Origin of the sequence: [Clostridium] symbiosum (assembly GCA_036419695.1) — a bacterium.
GTDB classification, from domain to species: domain Bacteria; phylum Bacillota; class Clostridia; order Lachnospirales; family Lachnospiraceae; genus Otoolea; species Otoolea symbiosa_A.
This window is the reverse complement of the sequence record CP143946.1, coordinates 4,031,543-4,049,880: the sequence shown is the minus strand read 5'-3', so window position 1 is coordinate 4,049,880 and position 18,338 is coordinate 4,031,543. Positions and strand designations below refer to the sequence as shown.

The following is an 18,338-nucleotide window of genomic DNA, read 5'->3' as shown; positions in this document are numbered from 1 at the left end:
AAAGGAGGAGAAGAGGTGAAAATAAAATATGGAAAAAGAGTATTGCTTCTGGCGCTTCTTCTCCTGTCCGGAACGGGAACATTTGCAGCGGCGGCGGGAATCAGGGGAAGCTGTTCCCTGGTACGGGAAGAACGGGATTTGCAGCTTCGCAATGTCACGATGGAAGAGATAGAGGACATCAAGGAACGGGAAAAGGGTGGAATGACAGGTCTTGTCAATATAGCGGGCTGGCGCCATGGGGAGGCCGGAACTATAAAGGAACCCGTTTCCGGCAAGAAAGAAGGAGTGGGGACAGTCTATGTAAACGGCCCCGTCTCCCTGGCATTTCCCGGAAAAGTCCTGAGCGGCTCATTTGACGCGGTGATGGACAAAAAAGACTGTATTCTCACAAGGGAGGTCTCCTGGTCCCTGTTTGGTTCCGTCAATACGGCTGGCTGCCGGGTTACCTTCGGTGATAAAATGTATACTGTTTCCGCGGTAATCGACAGAGAGGAAAAGGCTGTTATTTTTACGGCGGATGAGGGCCCGGTAGAAAAAGCCGCATTTTCTTTTCAGGGAAGAGGGCGTCTGAAGGCCAGGATGGAGGCTCTTGGCTTCGAATAGCACCCTGGTTTTATTCAAAATGTTCGAAAAAAGTTTTGAAACTGGAAGATCTTTGTGCACACTTTTCGGAAAGAGTGTGATATTATAATACTCGTAACCCCCCCAATACATTATATAGTTTTTGCTACACCCCATAAGAACGAAATACCTTCTCCTTAAAGTGACCAGCTCCCCGGCTGGTCACTTTTTTTGGGTTGAGCGGCAATGAAAAGCTCAAAAGGAAAGTTCTCGAAACAGTGGATTCAGGTTCATTTGAGACGAAAAAACATCTAATTTCAGATAAAATTATAAAAAATAAGAAAATGGAATAAAATTCCAGATCCCTTTTCCGTATTTTTATATATAGTGTAAATATAAAAATACGGAGGACAGAGAATGGACAAGATAATCAGACTGGAAAACATCAAAAAATATGAAGGCAAATTGTATGAAGAAGAAAAATCGAAGCTGACAATTGAAAAGTATATCCGCGACATCAGGCATTTTTACAAATTTCTTCCCCAGGGAAAGCGGGTAAACAAAGAACAGGTTATAGCTTACAAGCAGTATTTGAAGGAGTATTACAGGGTGAGCAGCGCAAATTCGATGTTGGTGGCCCTGAACCGTTTTTTTGAATATCTGGGATGGAGCGACTGCAAGGTCCAGCAGTTTAAGGTACAGAAAACGTTTTTCTGCAGAAACGATTCCTTTATAAGCAAAAAGGAGTATGAGAGGCTGATTGAGAGCGCGGAGCGAAAAGGTGACTTTCAGTTAAATCTGATTATGCAGACGATATGCAGTACCGGTATCCGGGTCAGTGAACTCTCGGCGATTGATGTCAAGGCTGTTGCGGCTGGCTATGCCTATGTCAACAATAAGGGAAAATCCAGGGTCATTTTTCTGCCGAAAGCTCTGGTGCGGCTTTTGAAAACGTATCTTAACAGAAACGGCATTACATCTGGGCCGGTATTTGTATCCAGGAACGGAAGCGCCGTCGACCGCAGCGTCATTTGGCGCAGGATGAAGAAACTCTGCCAGGATGCGGGAATTGACGCGAAAAAAGTATTTCCGCATAATCTGCGCCATCTGTTTGCCCTTACGTTTTACCGGTTAAAAAAGGATCTTCTCCGCCTTGCCGAGGTGATGGGACACGCCAGTATCGAGACGACCAGAATTTACACAGCAACGACCGGTGAGGAACATAAAAAAATAATTTCGCAGCTTGGGCTTGTTCAGGGATGGGAAGGCGCCTGCGGCGCCACATAATTCAGATTATGTGACTGCTAAAGTAAACGGAATAATATTTAACCTGTTTGCTTCAAATCAAAACATATCCGGGGGGTATCGGAAGATTGTGAATTTGCACAAAAAGCAGCATGCCAAATTATTTTGTCATGCTTTTTTATATTTGACGCGTTCTATATGGTCTGGGCACCAAAAAAGATTTAATTTTAATTCAAAAAAAACAGGGAACAGTGGCCGGCCGGCGTTGAAAAAAGTCTGTTTATGTTTTACAATAAACATGTATTCCTTATATTTATCAATACATTTTCTAAAATGTCACATAATCTGAATTATGTGACCGGAATACATAATACCGTTTAGACGTAAAGCCTCCTGGAAAACATGATAAAGAGGCTGGGAAAAGAGAGAAGGAAGGAGGGACGGAACCGTTGAATACAGAAAAAAAGAGTATCTCATCAATGGCGGCATGCTCTGTCGTATATGTGGAAAAATATGAGGACGGCATCCTGTCGGGGAGAATCGTCAACTACTGTTTGAAGGAACCCGTCTTATTTCATGGAATGGGGGATTTTGCAATCAAGATGGATCGGATTTATGATTTTCTGGGTCTTGAGAGGCCGGATTCTTTACCCGTTTCATTTTTTGGGCAGAAAGAGAGTGGGAAGAACGGCTTCGTGCTCCGCGACAAGCCTGACGATGACGGCCGGGATACGTGGATGGGGCGGGAGAGCTATATAGCTCTTTTTGTGGTCCATACACGGTACCGTTATCATTCAAGCTGGCAGGGCAGCATTGCCTGGCCGGAGAAGAGTATCGAGAAACCTTATAACAGCACGCTTGACTGCATCCGTCTCATGACGGAGGCGGTTGAATATGAGACGGAACAGAAGCGGAAAGATAGAGAAACCGTATAGACAGATTTTCAGAGTGCCGATCTGACCGGCACTCTGTGGAATCTATGCGGCGTATAGGCTGTTGCGGCGTACGGACTATTGCTGAATCCTACCTGCAATTACACTCGATCGCCTGATTTGGGCAGGTCATGTAACAGCGGCCGCATTCGAGACAGCTATAATGGTCAATCCGGTACTTTCCATTTCCGTCGGGAGTAATTACATTTTTCATGCAGGCCTCTGCACAGGCGCCGCAGCCGGTACAGCTGCCGCCTATTTCATAGGCCCAGGGGCGTACGGACTGCTCACCAAAGGAAAAACGCACCCGCGTGACCTCATCATCCTCGGGCAGGTGGAAGATTTCCCCTTCCCCCCTGTCGAGAATAAAAATGCGGAACATATCCAGATCTTTGGCATACAGCGCCTTTGTGCCGGGATTTAACTGCCAGTATCTTTCATAGATTTCAGGGGCCTCCGCCGGTTCCAAAAGCTTCACGTGGGCATTGATGCGCACGGAGAGCGCCAGATCTTTTACGGTCATTTCCGTTACACATCCCGAGAGATAGGGGGAGCGCATCAGCTCGTAAAAGACGGGTTTTCCCTTCGCCACTCCAATATACATGTTTTCCTGCTCATCCAGGAAATGCAGCTCCAGGCCTCTGGTGGTCGGAGTGATACCGTCCGTGGAAACTGTGCCAAATATCATATATCCGCCGCGTCTGATAAAGCCGCAGGCGGCTTTTTTCTTTTCTTCGTTGGGACTCGATTCACTCAGACCGAATACGGGGAGCGGATCAAAGGGAACATGGCCCGGAGCGGGCGCCGCATCCCTTACCTCTTCGGAAGGGGCGTCCGCTACGGGTACATACTGTCCGTTAATAAGATCTACAACCTTGCCGTTTTCAATCCGTGTATATTTGTCCGTCATGAGGACGGTGAGGAAGCAGTTTGGTATATCAATACGGTTATAGATGATCGGTCCGTGTTTCAGGCCGGCCGGACAGTAGATGCAGGTGTTGTCCGTCACCGTATAAGGTTCCCCGTCCATATAAATAACGGCTTCTCCCCACTTCACATTGGTGTCGTCGCCTTTTTTCGTATAGGCAGGCATAAAGAAGATCAGTTCATCTACATCGTGTACGTGTTCCCCGACAAAGGGATTCTTTTCGGGTATTTCGTAAAACCAGGAAAGCCCCATATGAGCCTTACAGGATTCGAAGAGTTCATTGGAAGAATAAGTCTGCCCGCGGGTACGGCCGGTGTTCAGGTCACCCTCTTCATCATACAGATCATCCAGGAGGGGAGGTCTGTACGAGGGGGAGATGAAAAGATGTTCCCATTTCTTTTTTTTCATAGCGGTAATCTCCTTTAAGGTTTTATTATAAAACTGTTTCTGCTGTATTCGGTACAATCTCCTCAATACTGTTTTTAGAATACTATACATGTAAAGTAAAAACAATGGGTAAAATAAAAATAATTAAAAATCGTCAATATTAACGAATAATTCTTACTTTTTTCGGTGATAAAGACGATAAAAATACTGTTGACTTCGCTATACATGTATAGTATAGTGGAACCAGGGAATGAAACGCGTAAACATTTCAAAAATTCACACAAAACCTGAAACAGCGTTTTTCTGCGCGGCGGTGGTACCGGAAAAGTGCGCAGGACACGAAGGATTTGCTGTTTTAAAAGAAACGGCAAATGGCAAAAGAGGATTAGGAGGAGGTAGCAGTATGTCAGGTAAAGCGTCACATAGTGAGAAAATTCTGAGCAGGGCGGATTTGGTTATGTTGGCCGTGGGCAATGTAATCGGCGGGGGAATCATGGCAGTCACGGGAATTGCGATCGGTATGACCGGCCGGTCAGCGGTATGGGCATTCCTGTTTGCCTGTGTGCTCGTCTTATTTGAAGCAATTCCGCAGTTCTTTGCAGGCGGAACGATCCGTATGAACGGTGGTTTTTACACACAGGCGGCAATGTTCGGCGGTAAATATTTTGCGGGCCTTTATGCGGTAATATTTATCAGCTTCTTTTTCGGTGCATCGATGTATGCCCTGTCCTTTGCAGATTATGTGCTGGACTTTTTCCCGAATGTCAACGGAAGGCTGATTGCATTTGCCTGTCTGACCGTTTTTTATCTGATCAACCTGTTTGGCGTGAAAATCGCCGCTAAGGTCCAGTATGTGCTTGTGGTGGTCCTGATTATAGCGCTGAGTACTTTTATCGGATTCGGCGTGTCTGAAATCAAACCGGGCTTCTTCGGCGGAGATGATTTCTTTTTCGGTGGATTTAACGGATTCATGTCCGCGACGGCTCTTCTGAGTATGGCTCCCAGCGGTGCGGTATTTATCATTAACTTTGGAAAACAGTGTAAAAAACCGACGAAAGATATTCCGTTTGCAATTATTGTCGGAACGCTTGTCGTGAGCCTTCTTTACACAGGCATGGCATTTGTAGCCGCGGGCGTCCTGCCGGTAGAGGAAGTGGCAGGTAAGTCCCTGGGCCTTGTGGCGGCGGAGATTTTCCCGAGACCCATATATATCTTCTTCATGGTCGGCGGCGCCATGGTTGCGCTGGTAACCTCGCTGAATGCATTGTTTGGATGGATTACCCCTCCTCTGGCCCAGGCATGTGAGGACGGCTGGTTCCCGAGATTCCTGGCGGCCGAGAATAAGCGGTTTGGGACGAACCACTGGATCATGACAATTATTTACCTGCTGACCGCATCCATCATTATCTTTGGATGGGATATGTCAACCATTGCAAATGTCGGCAATTTCCTGGCAAGTGCGGCCACGGTTGTTATTTCACTCTGTCTGCTGACGCTTCCGAAAAAAATTCCGGATCTTTGGGAGAAATCGCCGTTCCACGTGTCACCGGGAGTTTACAAGGCGGGATGCATCGTCAGCGCCCTGGTGGATATCATGTTCTGTTATTTCCTGGCGATTGAGCTGACAAAGGCGGATGTTATCGGTCTGTTCATTTATCTGGGCGTGGCTCTGGTTTATCCGTATCTGATGCTGAAATACAGCAAATCGGGTGTAGAGATTGAGGTCAGCTACGAGGAGGCCTGAGTTTACCGGGTGCGGAGCGGGCGGCAACGGCCCGTGGCAGAAGCTGCTTCAGCGTTTTATAATCGATTACATAGTATGCCGGGCGGAGAATGGAGCCGCCCGGTTTTTTATCCCCATTTGATTTTTTCCCGGCCTTATCCTATAATAGTATCAGAGGCTCAGTCAGTCTGGGCAATGAGACCGGTTGAGAGGTATGATTTTATGAGAAACAGCGAAGAAGAAAATTCCAGAAAAGAAAAGGCGGAAGAATCAAAGAAGGAGATACTGAAGATTGCCTACGGACTTTTTCAGAAATACGGTTATACAAAGACCAGCATGCGCCAGATTGCGGCGGATGCCGGGGTCAGCCATGGGCTTATCACATATTATTTCAAAAACAAGCGGGAAGTGGCCATAGAGCTGGTAAAGGGAAAGATGAGTCAGTTTGCCGGGGCGGTCCACCGCTATGTGGACTGGGAGAATGAACCTGCACTTTATTCGGCGGTACTGGAGAGGCTGTCCTATACGGTTTTTTCCACTCCGATTTTTTTCGAATTCTATAAAGATGTCCTGAGGGAATATATCATGTTCGAAGTGCTGGCGGATTCCGGCATCGAGACGGATCTGCGCATCTGGAAGAAATACTGCCCCGAACTTTCCGAGGAGGATGCGATCCGCACTGCCACCTATGGAAACTATGTTTCTGCCTGTATGGAGAGCGCCATGGTCCTGTACGGAAAGGAAAAACTGTATTTAAAAGAGTCTATACCGGACAGCGTATTCCGTGTCTCCATCGGAATGTGGCATTTTCCGGACGAGCAGAAGATAATAGAGGAATGCTGCCGGAGAAGCCGCGAGATTGTGGAGCATATCCTGTGGGAGAACCCTGAACTTTACAAATGACGGTGGCGGCCGGTGCGTATGCTTCGGCCATCAATCGAAAAACCGGGAAAACATGCCCTGCAGAGGACGGTTTTTCCCGGTTTTTCATTGCTGTTTGGAACCGCGTTGTGCAGCCTGGAAGGCTCAGCAGTTCTTTTGGAACGTATGTCCCATATAATAAGATAATTCGGCGGCGCTATGCTTCACCTGTTCCTCCAGGTGATTCAGATGGGTATCGTCGGCAACCCTGGAATACGGGGCGATAATCCCGACCGATGCGGCAACCCTGCCCTCAATGCCGAAAATAGGAGCTCCGATTCCCACTGCATCGTGGACGTATTCACCGTGGGAGACCGCGATTCCGCGTTCACGGATTGTCCTGAGCTCGGAAGCCAGGGCGTTTCGGCTGATCTGCGGAAAAGATTCCGGGCGATCCAGGATGTTGTTCAGGTAATAGTCGATATATTTCTGATCCTGATAGGCCAGAAGAACCTTGCGGATGGCTCCGCAGTGAAGATCCATCTCATAACCGAATTCCTCCACCACCTTCAGATGGTTTGGACCGTCCATCTTATCCAGAACCAGGCCCTTATCCCCTACCTGAATGATCAGATAGGAATCTTCCCTTGTATTATAGGAAAGATTCTTTAAGATGGGAAGCGCGGCCTCCTGGATGCGGACGTTGTTGGCGGCGGCGCGCCCAAGGGAAATCAGGGCCGGGCCAAGCTGATAAGTGTGTGCATGTTCATCGCGCATCACGTATTTCTTCTCGCAGAAGGTCTGGAGAATACGGTGAATGGTGCTGGGCGGAAGATCGGTCGCCTCAGACAGTTCTGCGATGGAGTATTTATGGGTAGTCTCTTTTAAAAGCTCTAAAAGTTCCATGGAACGAAGGAGGCTCTGTATCATAAGTGCAGTCCCTCCACCTTATTCGGTCATCTCTTCAACGGTCACGGTGGTATCCGTCTGAGCGGTTTCCTTCTTATCTTCGGAAACATCAGCTTCTTTCTCTGCTTTCACTTCCTCCGGAGCTGCGGCCTGTTCTTCGGCCTCGGGCGTCTCGTCGGAGAGGGCGGAAACTTCTTCATCTGCCGCGTCGTCTGATTCTTCACCGACGTCCTCTTTCACTTCCTCCGCCTTCCTGTCTGGTGTCAGGGAAACATAATTGCGTGTTACTGGGCTGTCATTATCGTCTGTATCTTCAAATTCATCGAAATCATCTTCAAAATCATGGAACTCTTCGTCCAGTTCTTTATGGAAGGATTTGTACTGTAAAAAATAGGAAATTCCCGCTGCGGCCGCACCGGCGATTGCCGCAAAGGTTAAAAATTTTCCAATGTGTTTTTTTGCCATAATAAGACTCCTTTCTGTAATTAAGCTTATTGTAATACGGATTTACCAAAAAATAAAGGGATTCTAAGAATAAATTATAAAAGATGTAATAAAATAGGGTTGCACCCTTACAACAGGGCGGCGGCGGAAGACGCATGAAAAAGGCGGAATCCTTCCTTTCTTTGGACACCGCCTGATAAAAACAGGAAAGAATGTAAAAAAAGTATAAAATTAGCACTCAACTATTGACAGTGCTAACAAAGCGTGGTATAACTTGTTTTGTAAATGAAAAACACATTAAAGGCCTGAGTGCATAAGAGATGCACAACGCAAAGTACATTATGAAAAGCAAATAAAAACAAGACAAAACAGTAAGGAGGAGTCAGTAATGAAATTAGTGCCATTATTTGACAGAGTTGTTTTAAGACAGTTGGTTGCAGAAGAAACCACCAAATCCGGTATCGTTTTACCAGGCCAGGCAAAAGAAAAGCCACAGCAGGCTGAAGTAATCGCAGTAGGCCCGGGCGGAGTAGTAGACGGCAAGGAAGTAACAATGCAGGTTAAGGTAGGCGATAAAGTTATCTATTCCAAATATTCAGGAACAGACGTTGAACTGGACGAAGAAAAATATGTTGTCGTAAAACAGAATGATATCTTAGCTGTTATCGAGTAAATAGTTACAATAATAAGACAGAATAATTTGGAGGTTGATGAACCATGGCAAAAGAAATTAAATATGGCGTTGAAGCCAGAAAAGCTCTTGAATCAGGCGTAAATCAGTTAGCAAATACAGTCAGGGTAACACTTGGACCGAAAGGAAGAAACGTAGTTCTCGACAAATCCTTCGGCGCTCCGCTTATCACAAACGACGGTGTGACAATTGCAAAAGAAATCGAACTTGCAGATGCATTTGAGAACATGGGCGCTCAGCTGGTAAAAGAAGTTGCCACAAAGACAAATGATGTAGCCGGTGACGGTACAACGACAGCTACCGTCCTTGCACAGGCTATGATTAATGAAGGTATGAAGAACCTGGCAGCAGGCGCTAACCCAATCGTGTTAAGAAAAGGCATGAAGAAAGCCACAGATGTTGCCGTTGAAGCGATCAAGGGAATGAGCACACCGGTAAAGGGCCAGGCAGATATCGCAAGAGTTGCCGCTATCTCTTCCGCTGATGACGAAGTGGGCCAGATGGTAGCAGACGCTATGGAGAAAGTTTCCAAAGACGGCGTTATCACAATTGAAGAATCCAAGACCATGAAAACAGAACTTGACCTGGTTGAAGGAATGCAGTTCGACAGAGGTTACATCTCCGCATACATGGCAACAGACATGGAGAAGATGGAAGCAAACCTCGATGATCCATATATCTTAATCACAGACAAGAAGATTGCCAACATCCAGGAAATCCTTCCTCTGTTAGAGCAGGTTGTGCAGGCAGGCGCCAAGCTGTTAATCATCGCTGAGGATATCGAGGGCGAGGCTCTGACCACCCTGATTGTCAACAAATTGAGAGGAACCTTCACCGTAGTGGGCGTTAAAGCTCCGGGCTACGGCGACAGAAGAAAAGAGATGTTAAAAGATATCGCTATCCTTACAGGCGGTACGGTAATCTCAGAAGAATTAGGCCTTGACTTAAAAGACACAACCATGGATCAGTTAGGCCGTGCAAAATCTGTTAAGGTTCAGAAAGAAAACACAATTATCGTTGACGGTATCGGCGATAAGAATGAAATTTCCGATAGAATTGCCCAGATTAAGACTCAGATTGAAGAGACAACATCTGATTTCGACAGAGAGAAACTTCAGGAAAGACTTGCGAAACTGTCCGGCGGCGTTGCCGTTATCCGCGTAGGCGCAGCGACAGAGACAGAGATGAAGGAAGCAAAACTCCGTATGGAGGATGCCTTATCCGCAGCAAAGGCAGCCGTAGAAGAGGGTATCATTGCAGGCGGCGGTTCTGCATATATCCATGCAGCATCAGAAGTTGAGAAATTAGTTGCAGGCCTTGACGGAGACGAGAAGACAGGCGGACGCATTATCCTGAAAGCATTAGAGTCCCCACTGTTCCACATCGCAGCCAATGCAGGTCTGGAAGGCTCTGTTATCATCAACAAAGTAAAAGAATCCCCTGTTGGAAGAGGATTTGACGCATACAAAGAAGAGTATGTAGATATGATGGAAGCCGGTATCTTGGATCCGACTAAAGTAACAATCAGCGCTCTTCAGAACGCAACAAGCGTAGCTTCCACTCTGCTTACAACAGAAACCGTTGTAGCGAATATCAAGGAAGATGCTCCTGCTATGCCGGCAGGCGGCGGAATGGGAATGATGTAATCCCAGGCTCCCGTATCCCTGTAGGGTAAGGCAGTATCTGTAAAATAATGGAATCATTAATATAGAAAAGGAATGCGGAAAGCAGCCCGGACAGACCGGCGCTTTCCGCATTCCTTTTTTATTGGGTGGCAATGAAAAGTTCGCCAAGCATGCTTTTCGTTGATCGCCAGGAAGGTTTTCCGAACTCTCCTGAAAAATAAAAGCCCCCTCCAATTATGGGCGGATATTCTCTGAAATAAACTGTGCACAGTTCCTGAGCGGCTCAAGAGCCGAAGCCATTACGGCCGTGATAACGGAACTGGAGGCGATGATACTGACGGTTCCGAATAGGTTTTCCCCGTCCTTGAAGATAGGCACGGCAACACAGCTGACTCCCAGCCCAATCTCCTCAAATTCGGTGGCATATCCGTTGGCGCGGATTTTTGCAAGCTCTGCTTCCAGAGCTTCCCGGGTGAGCAGGGTATTGGCCGTATAGGGAATATATTCCATATGGGAAATATAATATTCTCTGAGGGGCTCGTCTATATAAGCCAGAAACAGCTTTCCTGATGCCGTGGAATTGAGATCATAGGTAAGGTTGACACGGCTGTTCAGGATGTAGTGGGAATTGTCGGGACTTATGTTCTCGATCGTGAAGATATTATTGTTTGTAATCACCTGTAACAGGCCTGAAACCTGAAAACGGTTTGCGATGTCCTTGAGGAGCGGGGCTGCCATTTTCTTCAGCCGCTTGATATTATTTCCTGTGGCCAGATCCGCCTTGTTGATGTAGACTAACCCCAGGGAATAAGTACTCTTTTCAGAATTGTATGCCAGATAACCGTTGGCGACCAGGGTATTTACGATGCCTCTGGTGGTGTTGATATGGAGCTTTACCTTTTCGCTGATCTGCGGCAGGGACAACTCGGTGTTGTCATTGTTGAAACAGTTAATAATGTTAAACGCCCTTTGGATTGATTGAATCAGGCGTACCTCTTTTTCCATATGAAAGTATCCTCCAAACTGTGATAACTTAATATTACCTGAAAATGTCATAAAATGCAATCTGGGGAGGGAGGTAATTGAGGAATGAGAACGCCGCCGGGACGGCCGGGGTTCGGGATGGTGAGAGGGGGTTATGAGTCTTCAGTCCCGGATTAAGTTTGATCGCAGGTGGGGAATCCGGGCAGAAAAAGTTCCTGCGGGAAACGCTCGCGCTCTTTGGAGTACATAGCGGACACTAACCTCGAAAAAACCTCGGTAAGTGCCGATGGACTCCCAGGTTCCCTCCGGAATCTTTTTCTCCCGGATTCCCCACGGGAAGGTTATGATCCGGGACTGAAGACGCGAAGGTTTTCGCCATCCCGTACCCCGGCCTGCGGCCGCTGATTTGTTCTTATTCCTTCAAAGGGGGGAGGTCTTGTCGCTGCCACTACATTTTCTCGAATTCCAGGAGAATGCCCCCTGTATGGTATTAAATTGATGAGTCTGAGCTTTAGCGCCTGACCTACCCTTGAATAACCATTGAATTTTTTGATTCATCATTAAATTCAGCTTTGGATTTTTCTCTGAATCCAGCCCGAAATACCTTCATAAGGTAAAAGTTCACGACTACATAGTGGCCGCGACAAGACCTCCCTCCGCACTTGACGAAAGAGACAATCAGCCCTGAAGCCGGCGGACGGGGCAGTCACCTTCCCTGAGTCTTCAGTCCCGTCGACAACCTGCCCGGGGAAGGAAGGAGAAAAGATTCCGAAGGGGACATTGGAGCCCGCCGGTGCTTAGACGGCGTTCTTTGACGTCTTAGCATCCGCTGTGCGCTCCACAAGCGGGAGCGGGTCCCCGTAGGAATTTTTTCTCCTGGATTCCCCCCTCACCACACCTTACAAACCGGGACTGAAGACTCATATCCACCCTCCCACTCCCCCGTCCGCCATCTTACAGAGGCGTCCTCGCATCTCAACTAATTCTCTCCTATATGAAAGAAAAGAATTGACAAGCCGCTAAAAAGAATATAAAATTATATTATAGTCAAAAAAACGATAATGTAGTCAAGAGAGGAGAGCGGGATGGAGCAGCACGTATATGATACCTATCTGAATATCCTGAAGTCGGAACTGGTACCAGCCCTTGGATGCACGGAGCCGATCACCATAGCATACGCTTCGGCCATTGCCAGAGAATGTCTTGGAGCGTTTCCGGATGTGATTCAGATTAAGGCCAGTGGAAATATTATTAAAAATGTAAAAAGCGTCGTAGTCCCCGGCACGAATGGGATGAAGGGGATTGAGGCGGCGGTGGCTGCAGGCCTGATAGGCGGAAAGTCGGAGAAAAAGCTGGAAGTGATCAGCGAGGTGACGGAAGAGGAAAAGAAAGAGATCAAGGCTCTTGTGGAAAAAAAGATCATAGAGGTGAACATCGCTGATTCCGACCTGATCCTGGATGTGCAGATCCTGCTGAAGAAAGCGGACGACTATGTTCTGGTCAGAATTGCCAATTCACATACGAATGTGGTCCTGGTGGAGAAAAACGGTGAGAAGCTGTTTGAAAAATCGCTGGACTGCGGCGGGGATGACGGAAGTCTGAGCGAAGAAAAGAAACTTTTATCGGTTGCTGGTATCCTGGAATTCGCCGACTGTGTTAAAATAGAAGATGTGAAGGAAGTCATCGCCCGGCAGATTGCCTACAATACGGCGATTGCTGAAGAGGGGCTTACAAAGAACTATGGGGCCAACATTGGAAAGGTGCTGTTAAAGGCATATGGGGACACGGATGTGCGTGTCCGTGCGAAGGCGAAGGCGGCGGCCGGTTCCGATGCGAGGATGAGCGGCTGTGAACTTCCCGTTATCATCAATTCGGGCAGCGGCAACCAGGGAATTACGGCATCCGTCCCGGTTATCGAATTTGCCCGTGAACTGCAGGTGGGGGAAGAGAAGATGTACCGCGCCCTGGTGCTCTCCAATCTGATCGCCATCCACCAGAAAACAGGGATTGGCCCTCTTTCCGCATATTGCGGGGCCGTCAGCGCAGGCTGTGCCAGCGGAGCGGCTATCGCATACCTGAAGGGCGGTGATTTGAGGACAATTTCCCATACAATTGTGAACTGCCTTGCAATCACGTCCGGAATTGTCTGTGACGGGGCCAAGGCCTCCTGCGCGGCCAAGATTGGGACGGCCGTGGAAGCCGGAATTCTCGGATATCTGATGATTGCCGAGGATCAGCAGTTCCGCGCGGGCGACGGAATTGTGAAAAAGGGAGTCGAGGAGACAATCGCATCGGTAGGCCGTCTGGGCAAAGACGGAATGAAGGACACCGACCGTGAGATTCTGGAGATTATGATAGGCAAATAGAAAACAGAAAGGAGATCCGCAGCCTGAAAGAAAGACGGTAATATAGCAGGCGGCACAGTGGATGAGATGGAGACAGAAACAACGAAACGGCTTCAGACAGAAATCGAGACATTAAAGAAGATTTCCGAACCATGCCAGTGCGGAACCACGCGCTACAGCTATTCAAAAGCATATAAAGAGGGTGTTTCCTATGTCAGAGGCGTGATGGAAGACTGCGGGCTAAAGACGCGTGAGGACGGCGTGGGAAACCTCATCGGCACGCTGCCGGGGACGGAACCGGGACTTTCGAAAATCCTGTCCGGCTCCCATCTGGACACGGTCCGGTGCGCGGGCGCCTTTGACGGAATTGCAGGAGTGCTGTGCGCCATAGAAGCGGCCAGGATGGTAAAAGAGAGCGGAGTCCCGCTGCGCCATACATATGAGGCCCTGGGAATGATCGGCGAGGAAGGCACCCGGTTTGGGAAAGCCCTTTTGGGAAGCCAGTTTATCGCGGGAATCTACGGGGCGGACGAGCTCGATGAATTTGTCGGCACGGAAGACGGAAAAACCATGCGTCAGGCCATGAATGAGTATGGGCTGAGCGGAGAACTGGACGGCGTATCGAGAAAAGGTGAGAACGTTAAGGCATTCCTGGAAATCCACGGAGAACAGGGACCTGTGCTGGAACAGGGGCAGAAGGAAATCGGGATTGTGGATACCATAGTGGGACTTTCCTGGCTTATTGTCAAAGTGACGGGGCAGGCGGGACACAGCGGCACCGTTCCGATGAATCTCAGAAAAGATGCGGGAACGGGGGCATTCCACCTGATTTGCCGGATTCATGATTACGTGTATGAGAATTACTGCGGCCAGGCGACGCTGACTGCCGGCCAGGTGACTCTTTCCCCGGGCAGCATGAACAGCATACCGGGACAGTGTGAGTTTTCACTGGACATCCGATCGGGCGAGGAGGAAATCATCAGGGATATCCTGAAGCATCTGGAGCAATACGCAAAAGAGGTAAGGGAAAAATACTCTATGCAGGTGGAGATTCAGGAACTGACGAGAAAAGAACCGATAAAGATGAATAGAGAGCTGGCCGGCGGCATTGAGAAAACCTGTGAAGAACTGGGTTATACAAACATGAGGCTTAACAGCGGAGCAGGCCATGATTCCATGATATTTGCAAAGCTGTGGAATACTGCCATGATTTTCCTGCCGAACCGGGATGGAATCAGCCATCATCCGGACGAGTGGATCGACTATGAGGCCATGGAGGCGGGAAGCAGAGTATTATATGAAATGATAAGAAAACTTGACAAGGAGGAAGAATAAGATGCAAGACAAAGATTTGGAACTGGAACCGGTGGATATGTATGTGCTTTTTGCAAAAATGTTTTCCCATATTACGAGAGAGGTGGAGAAAGCCTGTGGTGAGGAAGGCGTAAAGGCCGTCAGAGAAGGTGTGCGCCAGTTTGGACTGGAGCGCGGAAGAAATATCGCGGAGCGTGCCAAAGCGATGGGACATGAAAATGATGCGAAGAGCTATCTCTCCTGCTACGATATGGGCAGAAGCGAGCTGTTCAAGAGCGAGAACGACATCCGTGAGAAAACGGTGGAGCAGAACTTTACAGAATGTATCTTTGCAAAACAGTTTATGGAGGATCACGACGAGAAATACGGCATTCATTACTGCGAGATGATCGATCCGGCTATTGCGGAAGGATACAACGAGAAATTCAAATGCACACATGATAAACATTTCTTCAAGGACGGATGCTGTCATTTCCTGTTCGAGATGGAAGATTAAGGCAGCTGTTCACAGATAATATTCCGTGAGGCGTTCGCGCATGGATGTTCACGTATTGATATGGAGGCAGTGGGAAGATGGACAAAATTCAGAAAGTATATGATTTTGAAACAATTCTCGACCGGTCGGGAACCGGTTCGGTCAAGTGGGAACAGATGAAGATTGACAACCCCGGGGTGGAAAAAGGGATCGTGCCGTTCTCTATCGCAGACATGGAATTTAAAAATCCGCCGGAGATAACAGAAGGGTTAAAGGCCTGTCTCGATGAGATCGTGCTGGGCTATCAGGCTCCGACGGAAAGCTATGAAACAGCGGTCACTTCCTGGGTAAAGCGGCGCTACGGATGGGAACCCGATCGAAAATGGCTTATAAATTCAATCGGTGTTATCAATGCGTTTTGCTGCGGCATCCGCGCATTTGTGCGCGAGGGGGAAGGCGTCATACTGATGACTCCCGTTTATCCTCCGTTTGCGGAGGGAATCACCCGGAACGGCAGGAAACTGCTCCGCTGCCCTCTGATCTATCAGGGAGGCGAATACCGGATCAATTTTGAACTTCTGGAACAGCTCGCCAAAGAGCCAGACTGCCGCCTTCTGATTCTCTGTAATCCCCACAATCCGGTGGGCAGAGTGTGGACCAGGGAAGAAATCGAACGGATTGGAGAAATCTGTCTCGAAAATAATGTGTTCGTCATCTCGGATGAGGTTCACTGTGATCTCATCATGGAGGGATATACATTTACCTCATTTGCCTCTGTTTCGGAGAAATTCGCCGACAACTGCATGATCTGCATTTCTCCGGGCAAGACCTTTAATCTGGCGGGAATCAAATCGGGGTGCATCTTTGTTAAGAATGAGGAGAAGCGCACCGCCCTGCTGGAGGAGATGTCGAAAGTCCTTCATCCGAACTGGCTGCCGGCGCTCAGCTACCGGGCCGTGGAGATTGCTTACACCCAGTGTGACGCCTGGATGGAAGAGATGCTCTCGGTAATTAACGAGAACAAGAGACAGCTTGTCAAATTCCTGAAAGAACGGCTTCCGCGCGTACATGCGGTGGAGATGGAAGGTTCTTACCTGCAGTGGCTGGATTTCCGCGACTACGGCTGGGATGCCCAGGAGCAGGAACGGATTATGCAGAAGGAGGCGCAGCTATTCTTCGATGAAGGTTATAAGTTCGGCGAGGAGGGCGAAGGATTTGAGCGTATGAATATGGCTTGTCCTACGGCTGTTATCTTGAAGGCGTTGGAGAGGCTTGAGGAGGCTCTTAAGAAATGAGGATTTAGTTGAGATGCGAGGACGCCTCTGTAAGATGGCGGACGGGGGAGTGGGAGGTTGGATATGAGTCTTCAGTCCCGGTTTGTAGGGTGTGGTGAGGGGGAATCCGGAGAAAGACTTTCCTGCGGGGACACGCTCCCGCTTGTGAAGCGCACAGCGGATGCTAAGCTCGTGAGGGACCTCGCTAAGCACCGGCGGGCTTCAAGGCCTCCCTTCGGAAAGTTTTTCTCCTCCTTCCCCGGGCAGTTTGTCGACGGGACTGAAGACTCAGCGAAGGTTGTTGCCCCGTCCGCCGGCTTCAGGGCTGATTGTCTCTTTCGTCAAGTAAGGGGGAGGTATTGTCTCGGCCACTATGTAGTCGTGAATCTTTTACCTTATGAAGGTATTCTGGGCTGGATTCAGAGAAAAATCCAAAGCTATATTTAATGATGAATCAAATAATTCAATGGTTATTCAAGGATAAGTCAGGCGCTAAAGCTTTGATTCATCAATTGAATACCATACAGAGGGATTCTCCCGAAATTCGAGGAAATGTAGTGGCAGCGACAATACCTCCCCCTTTGAAGGAATAAGAACAATTCAGCGGCCGCAGGCCGGGGTTCGGGATGGCGAAAACCTTCGCGTCTTCAGTCCCGGCCATAACCTTCCCGTGGGGAATCCGGGAGAAAAAGATTCCGCAGGGAACCTGGAAGTCCATCAGTACTTAGGTGGCGTATTTTGGCACCTTAGTACTGTTATGCACTTCAAAGAGCGCAAGCGTTTCCCGGAGGAACTTTTTCTGCCCGGATTCTCCACCCGCGACAACCTGCAACCCGGGACTGAAGACTCACACCCTCCCCTCACCATCCCGCCCCCCGACCGTCCCGGCGGCGTTCTCATTCCTCAATTAAATTCCTATTTTCCCTCCCGGCCAATATTAATCCCCGCTAATTTCGCCTGCTTACACAAATCCTTTGTCTGAAGCGTATACTGTCTCCCGTCTTTTATAAAATGTGTGCCGCACTGCCTGAACTCAAAGGCCGCATGCTTCCTGATGCACTGCTCCCTGATATCCAGCACCCAGTCGTAATTCAGGGGTCTGGCATTGTAGTCTGATTCGCCGCCGGCCACAACCAGCTCGATATCGTCCAGATATTTTTCCATATCAATTCTTTCCAGCAGCGGCTGTGCCGTGATGCACTTATGCCGGATCGGCAGATCGCGGAATATCGGTAATTTATAATCGGCATTTTCCTGGTTTTCAATGGTGCAGCATACGGTTACATTGTCATAGCCGTCATCCCAATCACTGGGGACACAGTCCATAAACCGATCAATCCTTTTTGTTAAAAACAGGAAATCGCAGTCGGAGCGTTCCTTTATCATCGCCCAGCATTCCTCTCTCCAGGAGTCCGCCTCCTCTATCAGAAAGTCGGTTGAAAAACAGAGATAAACCAGTCCCGGCTTCATCTTGTAATTTCCGTTTTTTAATTTCAGGATCGGTTTCTCGAAATCCTTTGTCTTAACGATTTCATTCGTGTCTATATTTCTTTTAAAATCTCCTTTATGAATATAGCAATATTTACAGCCGTCGCTGCATTTTTTACAGCCCCGCCACGGATTCCACATCGACATATCTT

Annotated in this window: 17 protein-coding genes; 12 read left to right on the top strand and 5 right to left on the bottom strand. The window is 48.4% G+C overall.

The genetic code is table 11. The annotated features are described in order from the left end of the window. Nucleotides 1-15: 15 nt before the first annotated feature. The 3 genes from V3C10_18275 (at nt 16) to V3C10_18265 (ending at nt 2,741) form a co-directional block, all read left to right on the top strand. Nucleotides 16-603, top strand: a complete 588-nt coding sequence (locus V3C10_18275) for a hypothetical protein (protein WVP61234.1) — start codon at nt 16-18, stop codon at nt 601-603. 375 nt (nt 604-978) lie between these two features. Further along, nucleotides 979-1,848, top strand: a complete 870-nt coding sequence (locus tag V3C10_18270) for a tyrosine-type recombinase/integrase (GenBank protein WVP61233.1) — start codon at nt 979-981, stop codon at nt 1,846-1,848. Nucleotides 1,849-2,255: 407 nt separating this feature from the next. Beyond that, nucleotides 2,256-2,741, top strand: coding sequence for a hypothetical protein (locus V3C10_18265; protein WVP61232.1), 486 nt, complete (start codon nt 2,256-2,258; stop codon nt 2,739-2,741). A gap of 88 nt (nt 2,742-2,829) precedes the next feature. Here the strand turns inward: V3C10_18265 and V3C10_18260 are convergent, their stop codons facing one another. Then, on the bottom strand, nt 2,830-4,074 hold the full coding sequence (locus tag V3C10_18260) for a 4Fe-4S dicluster domain-containing protein (protein WVP61231.1): 1,245 nt from the start codon (nt 4,072-4,074) through the stop codon (nt 2,830-2,832). 382 nt (nt 4,075-4,456) lie between these two features. Here V3C10_18260 and V3C10_18255 point away from each other — a divergent pair, with 382 nt between their 5' ends. Together V3C10_18255 and V3C10_18250 are read left to right on the top strand one after the other, a co-directional pair. Next, nucleotides 4,457-5,797 (top strand): APC family permease, encoded by a 1,341-nt coding sequence (locus V3C10_18255; GenBank protein ID WVP61230.1) that lies wholly within the window; start codon nt 4,457-4,459, stop codon nt 5,795-5,797. A 201-nt stretch (nt 5,798-5,998) separates the two neighbouring features. Beyond that, nucleotides 5,999-6,679, top strand: coding sequence for a helix-turn-helix domain-containing protein (locus V3C10_18250; GenBank protein ID WVP61229.1), 681 nt, complete (start codon nt 5,999-6,001; stop codon nt 6,677-6,679). 123 nt (nt 6,680-6,802) lie between these two features. Here the strand turns inward: V3C10_18250 and V3C10_18245 are convergent, their stop codons facing one another. Together V3C10_18245 and V3C10_18240 are read right to left on the bottom strand one after the other, a co-directional pair. Beyond that, nucleotides 6,803-7,567 carry an IclR family transcriptional regulator gene (locus tag V3C10_18245; GenBank protein WVP61228.1) on the bottom strand — a complete coding sequence of 255 codons (765 nt, stop codon included), beginning with the start codon at nt 7,565-7,567 and terminating at the stop codon, nt 6,803-6,805. A gap of 18 nt (nt 7,568-7,585) precedes the next feature. Next, nucleotides 7,586-8,011 (bottom strand): hypothetical protein, encoded by a 426-nt coding sequence (locus V3C10_18240; GenBank protein WVP61227.1) that lies wholly within the window; start codon nt 8,009-8,011, stop codon nt 7,586-7,588. Between the two features lie 367 nt (nt 8,012-8,378). Between V3C10_18240 and V3C10_18235 the strand changes: the two genes are divergently transcribed. After that, nucleotides 8,379-8,663: a co-chaperone GroES gene (locus V3C10_18235; protein ID WVP61226.1), complete on the top strand. Its 285-nt coding sequence runs from the start codon at nt 8,379-8,381 to the stop codon at nt 8,661-8,663. A gap of 44 nt (nt 8,664-8,707) precedes the next feature. Further along, on the top strand, nt 8,708-10,327 hold the full coding sequence (gene groL / locus V3C10_18230) for a chaperonin GroEL (protein WVP61225.1): 1,620 nt from the start codon (nt 8,708-8,710) through the stop codon (nt 10,325-10,327). A gap of 213 nt (nt 10,328-10,540) precedes the next feature. On the opposite strand, the gene V3C10_18225 is transcribed toward groL, so the two are convergent. Next, nucleotides 10,541-11,311, bottom strand: a complete 771-nt coding sequence (locus tag V3C10_18225) for an IclR family transcriptional regulator (GenBank protein WVP61224.1) — start codon at nt 11,309-11,311, stop codon at nt 10,541-10,543. 1,064 nt (nt 11,312-12,375) lie between these two features. Between V3C10_18225 and V3C10_18220 the strand changes: the two genes are divergently transcribed. The 5 genes from V3C10_18220 (at nt 12,376) to V3C10_18200 (ending at nt 17,145) form a co-directional block, all read left to right on the top strand. Next, nucleotides 12,376-13,656 (top strand): L-serine ammonia-lyase, iron-sulfur-dependent, subunit alpha, encoded by a 1,281-nt coding sequence (locus V3C10_18220; protein WVP61223.1) that lies wholly within the window; start codon nt 12,376-12,378, stop codon nt 13,654-13,656. Between the two features lie 66 nt (nt 13,657-13,722). Then, nucleotides 13,723-14,970, top strand: a complete 1,248-nt coding sequence (locus tag V3C10_18215; GenBank protein ID WVP64658.1) for a M20 family metallo-hydrolase — start codon at nt 13,723-13,725, stop codon at nt 14,968-14,970. Nucleotide 14,971: 1 nt separating this feature from the next. Next, entirely contained in the window at nt 14,972-15,445 is a 474-nt protein-coding gene (locus tag V3C10_18210; GenBank protein WVP61222.1) for an L-2-amino-thiazoline-4-carboxylic acid hydrolase, read from the top strand. Nucleotides 15,446-15,522: 77 nt separating this feature from the next. After that, nucleotides 15,523-16,719, top strand: a complete 1,197-nt coding sequence (locus V3C10_18205) for a MalY/PatB family protein (GenBank protein WVP61221.1) — start codon at nt 15,523-15,525, stop codon at nt 16,717-16,719. Between the two features lie 63 nt (nt 16,720-16,782). Next, nucleotides 16,783-17,145: a hypothetical protein gene (locus V3C10_18200; protein ID WVP61220.1), complete on the top strand. Its 363-nt coding sequence runs from the start codon at nt 16,783-16,785 to the stop codon at nt 17,143-17,145. Between the two features lie 468 nt (nt 17,146-17,613). On the opposite strand, the gene V3C10_18195 is transcribed toward V3C10_18200, so the two are convergent. Further along, on the bottom strand, nt 17,614-18,333 hold the full coding sequence (locus V3C10_18195) for a DUF5131 family protein (GenBank protein WVP61219.1): 720 nt from the start codon (nt 18,331-18,333) through the stop codon (nt 17,614-17,616). Between the last annotated feature and the right edge of the window lie 5 nt (nt 18,334-18,338).

What these genes read in the sequence shown, in the direction of transcription:
- V3C10_18205 (WVP61221.1), top strand. Translation starts at nt 15,523, where the DNA reads ATGGACAAAATTCAGAAAGTATATGATTTTGAAACAATTCTCGACCGG.
- V3C10_18260 (WVP61231.1), bottom strand. Translation starts at nt 4,074, where the DNA reads ATGAAAAAAAAGAAATGGGAACATCTTTTCATCTCCCCCTCGTACAGA.
- V3C10_18240 (WVP61227.1), bottom strand. Translation starts at nt 8,011, where the DNA reads ATGGCAAAAAAACACATTGGAAAATTTTTAACCTTTGCGGCAATCGCC.
- V3C10_18220 (WVP61223.1), top strand. Translation starts at nt 12,376, where the DNA reads ATGGAGCAGCACGTATATGATACCTATCTGAATATCCTGAAGTCGGAA.
- V3C10_18195 (WVP61219.1), bottom strand. Translation starts at nt 18,333, where the DNA reads ATGTCGATGTGGAATCCGTGGCGGGGCTGTAAAAAATGCAGCGACGGC.
- V3C10_18255 (WVP61230.1), top strand. Translation starts at nt 4,457, where the DNA reads ATGTCAGGTAAAGCGTCACATAGTGAGAAAATTCTGAGCAGGGCGGAT.
- V3C10_18210 (WVP61222.1), top strand. Translation starts at nt 14,972, where the DNA reads ATGCAAGACAAAGATTTGGAACTGGAACCGGTGGATATGTATGTGCTT.
- V3C10_18245 (WVP61228.1), bottom strand. Translation starts at nt 7,567, where the DNA reads ATGATACAGAGCCTCCTTCGTTCCATGGAACTTTTAGAGCTTTTAAAA.
- V3C10_18215 (WVP64658.1), top strand. Translation starts at nt 13,723, where the DNA reads ATGGAGACAGAAACAACGAAACGGCTTCAGACAGAAATCGAGACATTA.
- groL (WVP61225.1), top strand. Translation starts at nt 8,708, where the DNA reads ATGGCAAAAGAAATTAAATATGGCGTTGAAGCCAGAAAAGCTCTTGAA.
- V3C10_18235 (WVP61226.1), top strand. Translation starts at nt 8,379, where the DNA reads ATGAAATTAGTGCCATTATTTGACAGAGTTGTTTTAAGACAGTTGGTT.
- V3C10_18200 (WVP61220.1), top strand. Translation starts at nt 16,783, where the DNA reads ATGAGTCTTCAGTCCCGGTTTGTAGGGTGTGGTGAGGGGGAATCCGGA.
- V3C10_18270 (WVP61233.1), top strand. Translation starts at nt 979, where the DNA reads ATGGACAAGATAATCAGACTGGAAAACATCAAAAAATATGAAGGCAAA.
- V3C10_18250 (WVP61229.1), top strand. Translation starts at nt 5,999, where the DNA reads ATGAGAAACAGCGAAGAAGAAAATTCCAGAAAAGAAAAGGCGGAAGAA.
- V3C10_18225 (WVP61224.1), bottom strand. Translation starts at nt 11,311, where the DNA reads ATGGAAAAAGAGGTACGCCTGATTCAATCAATCCAAAGGGCGTTTAAC.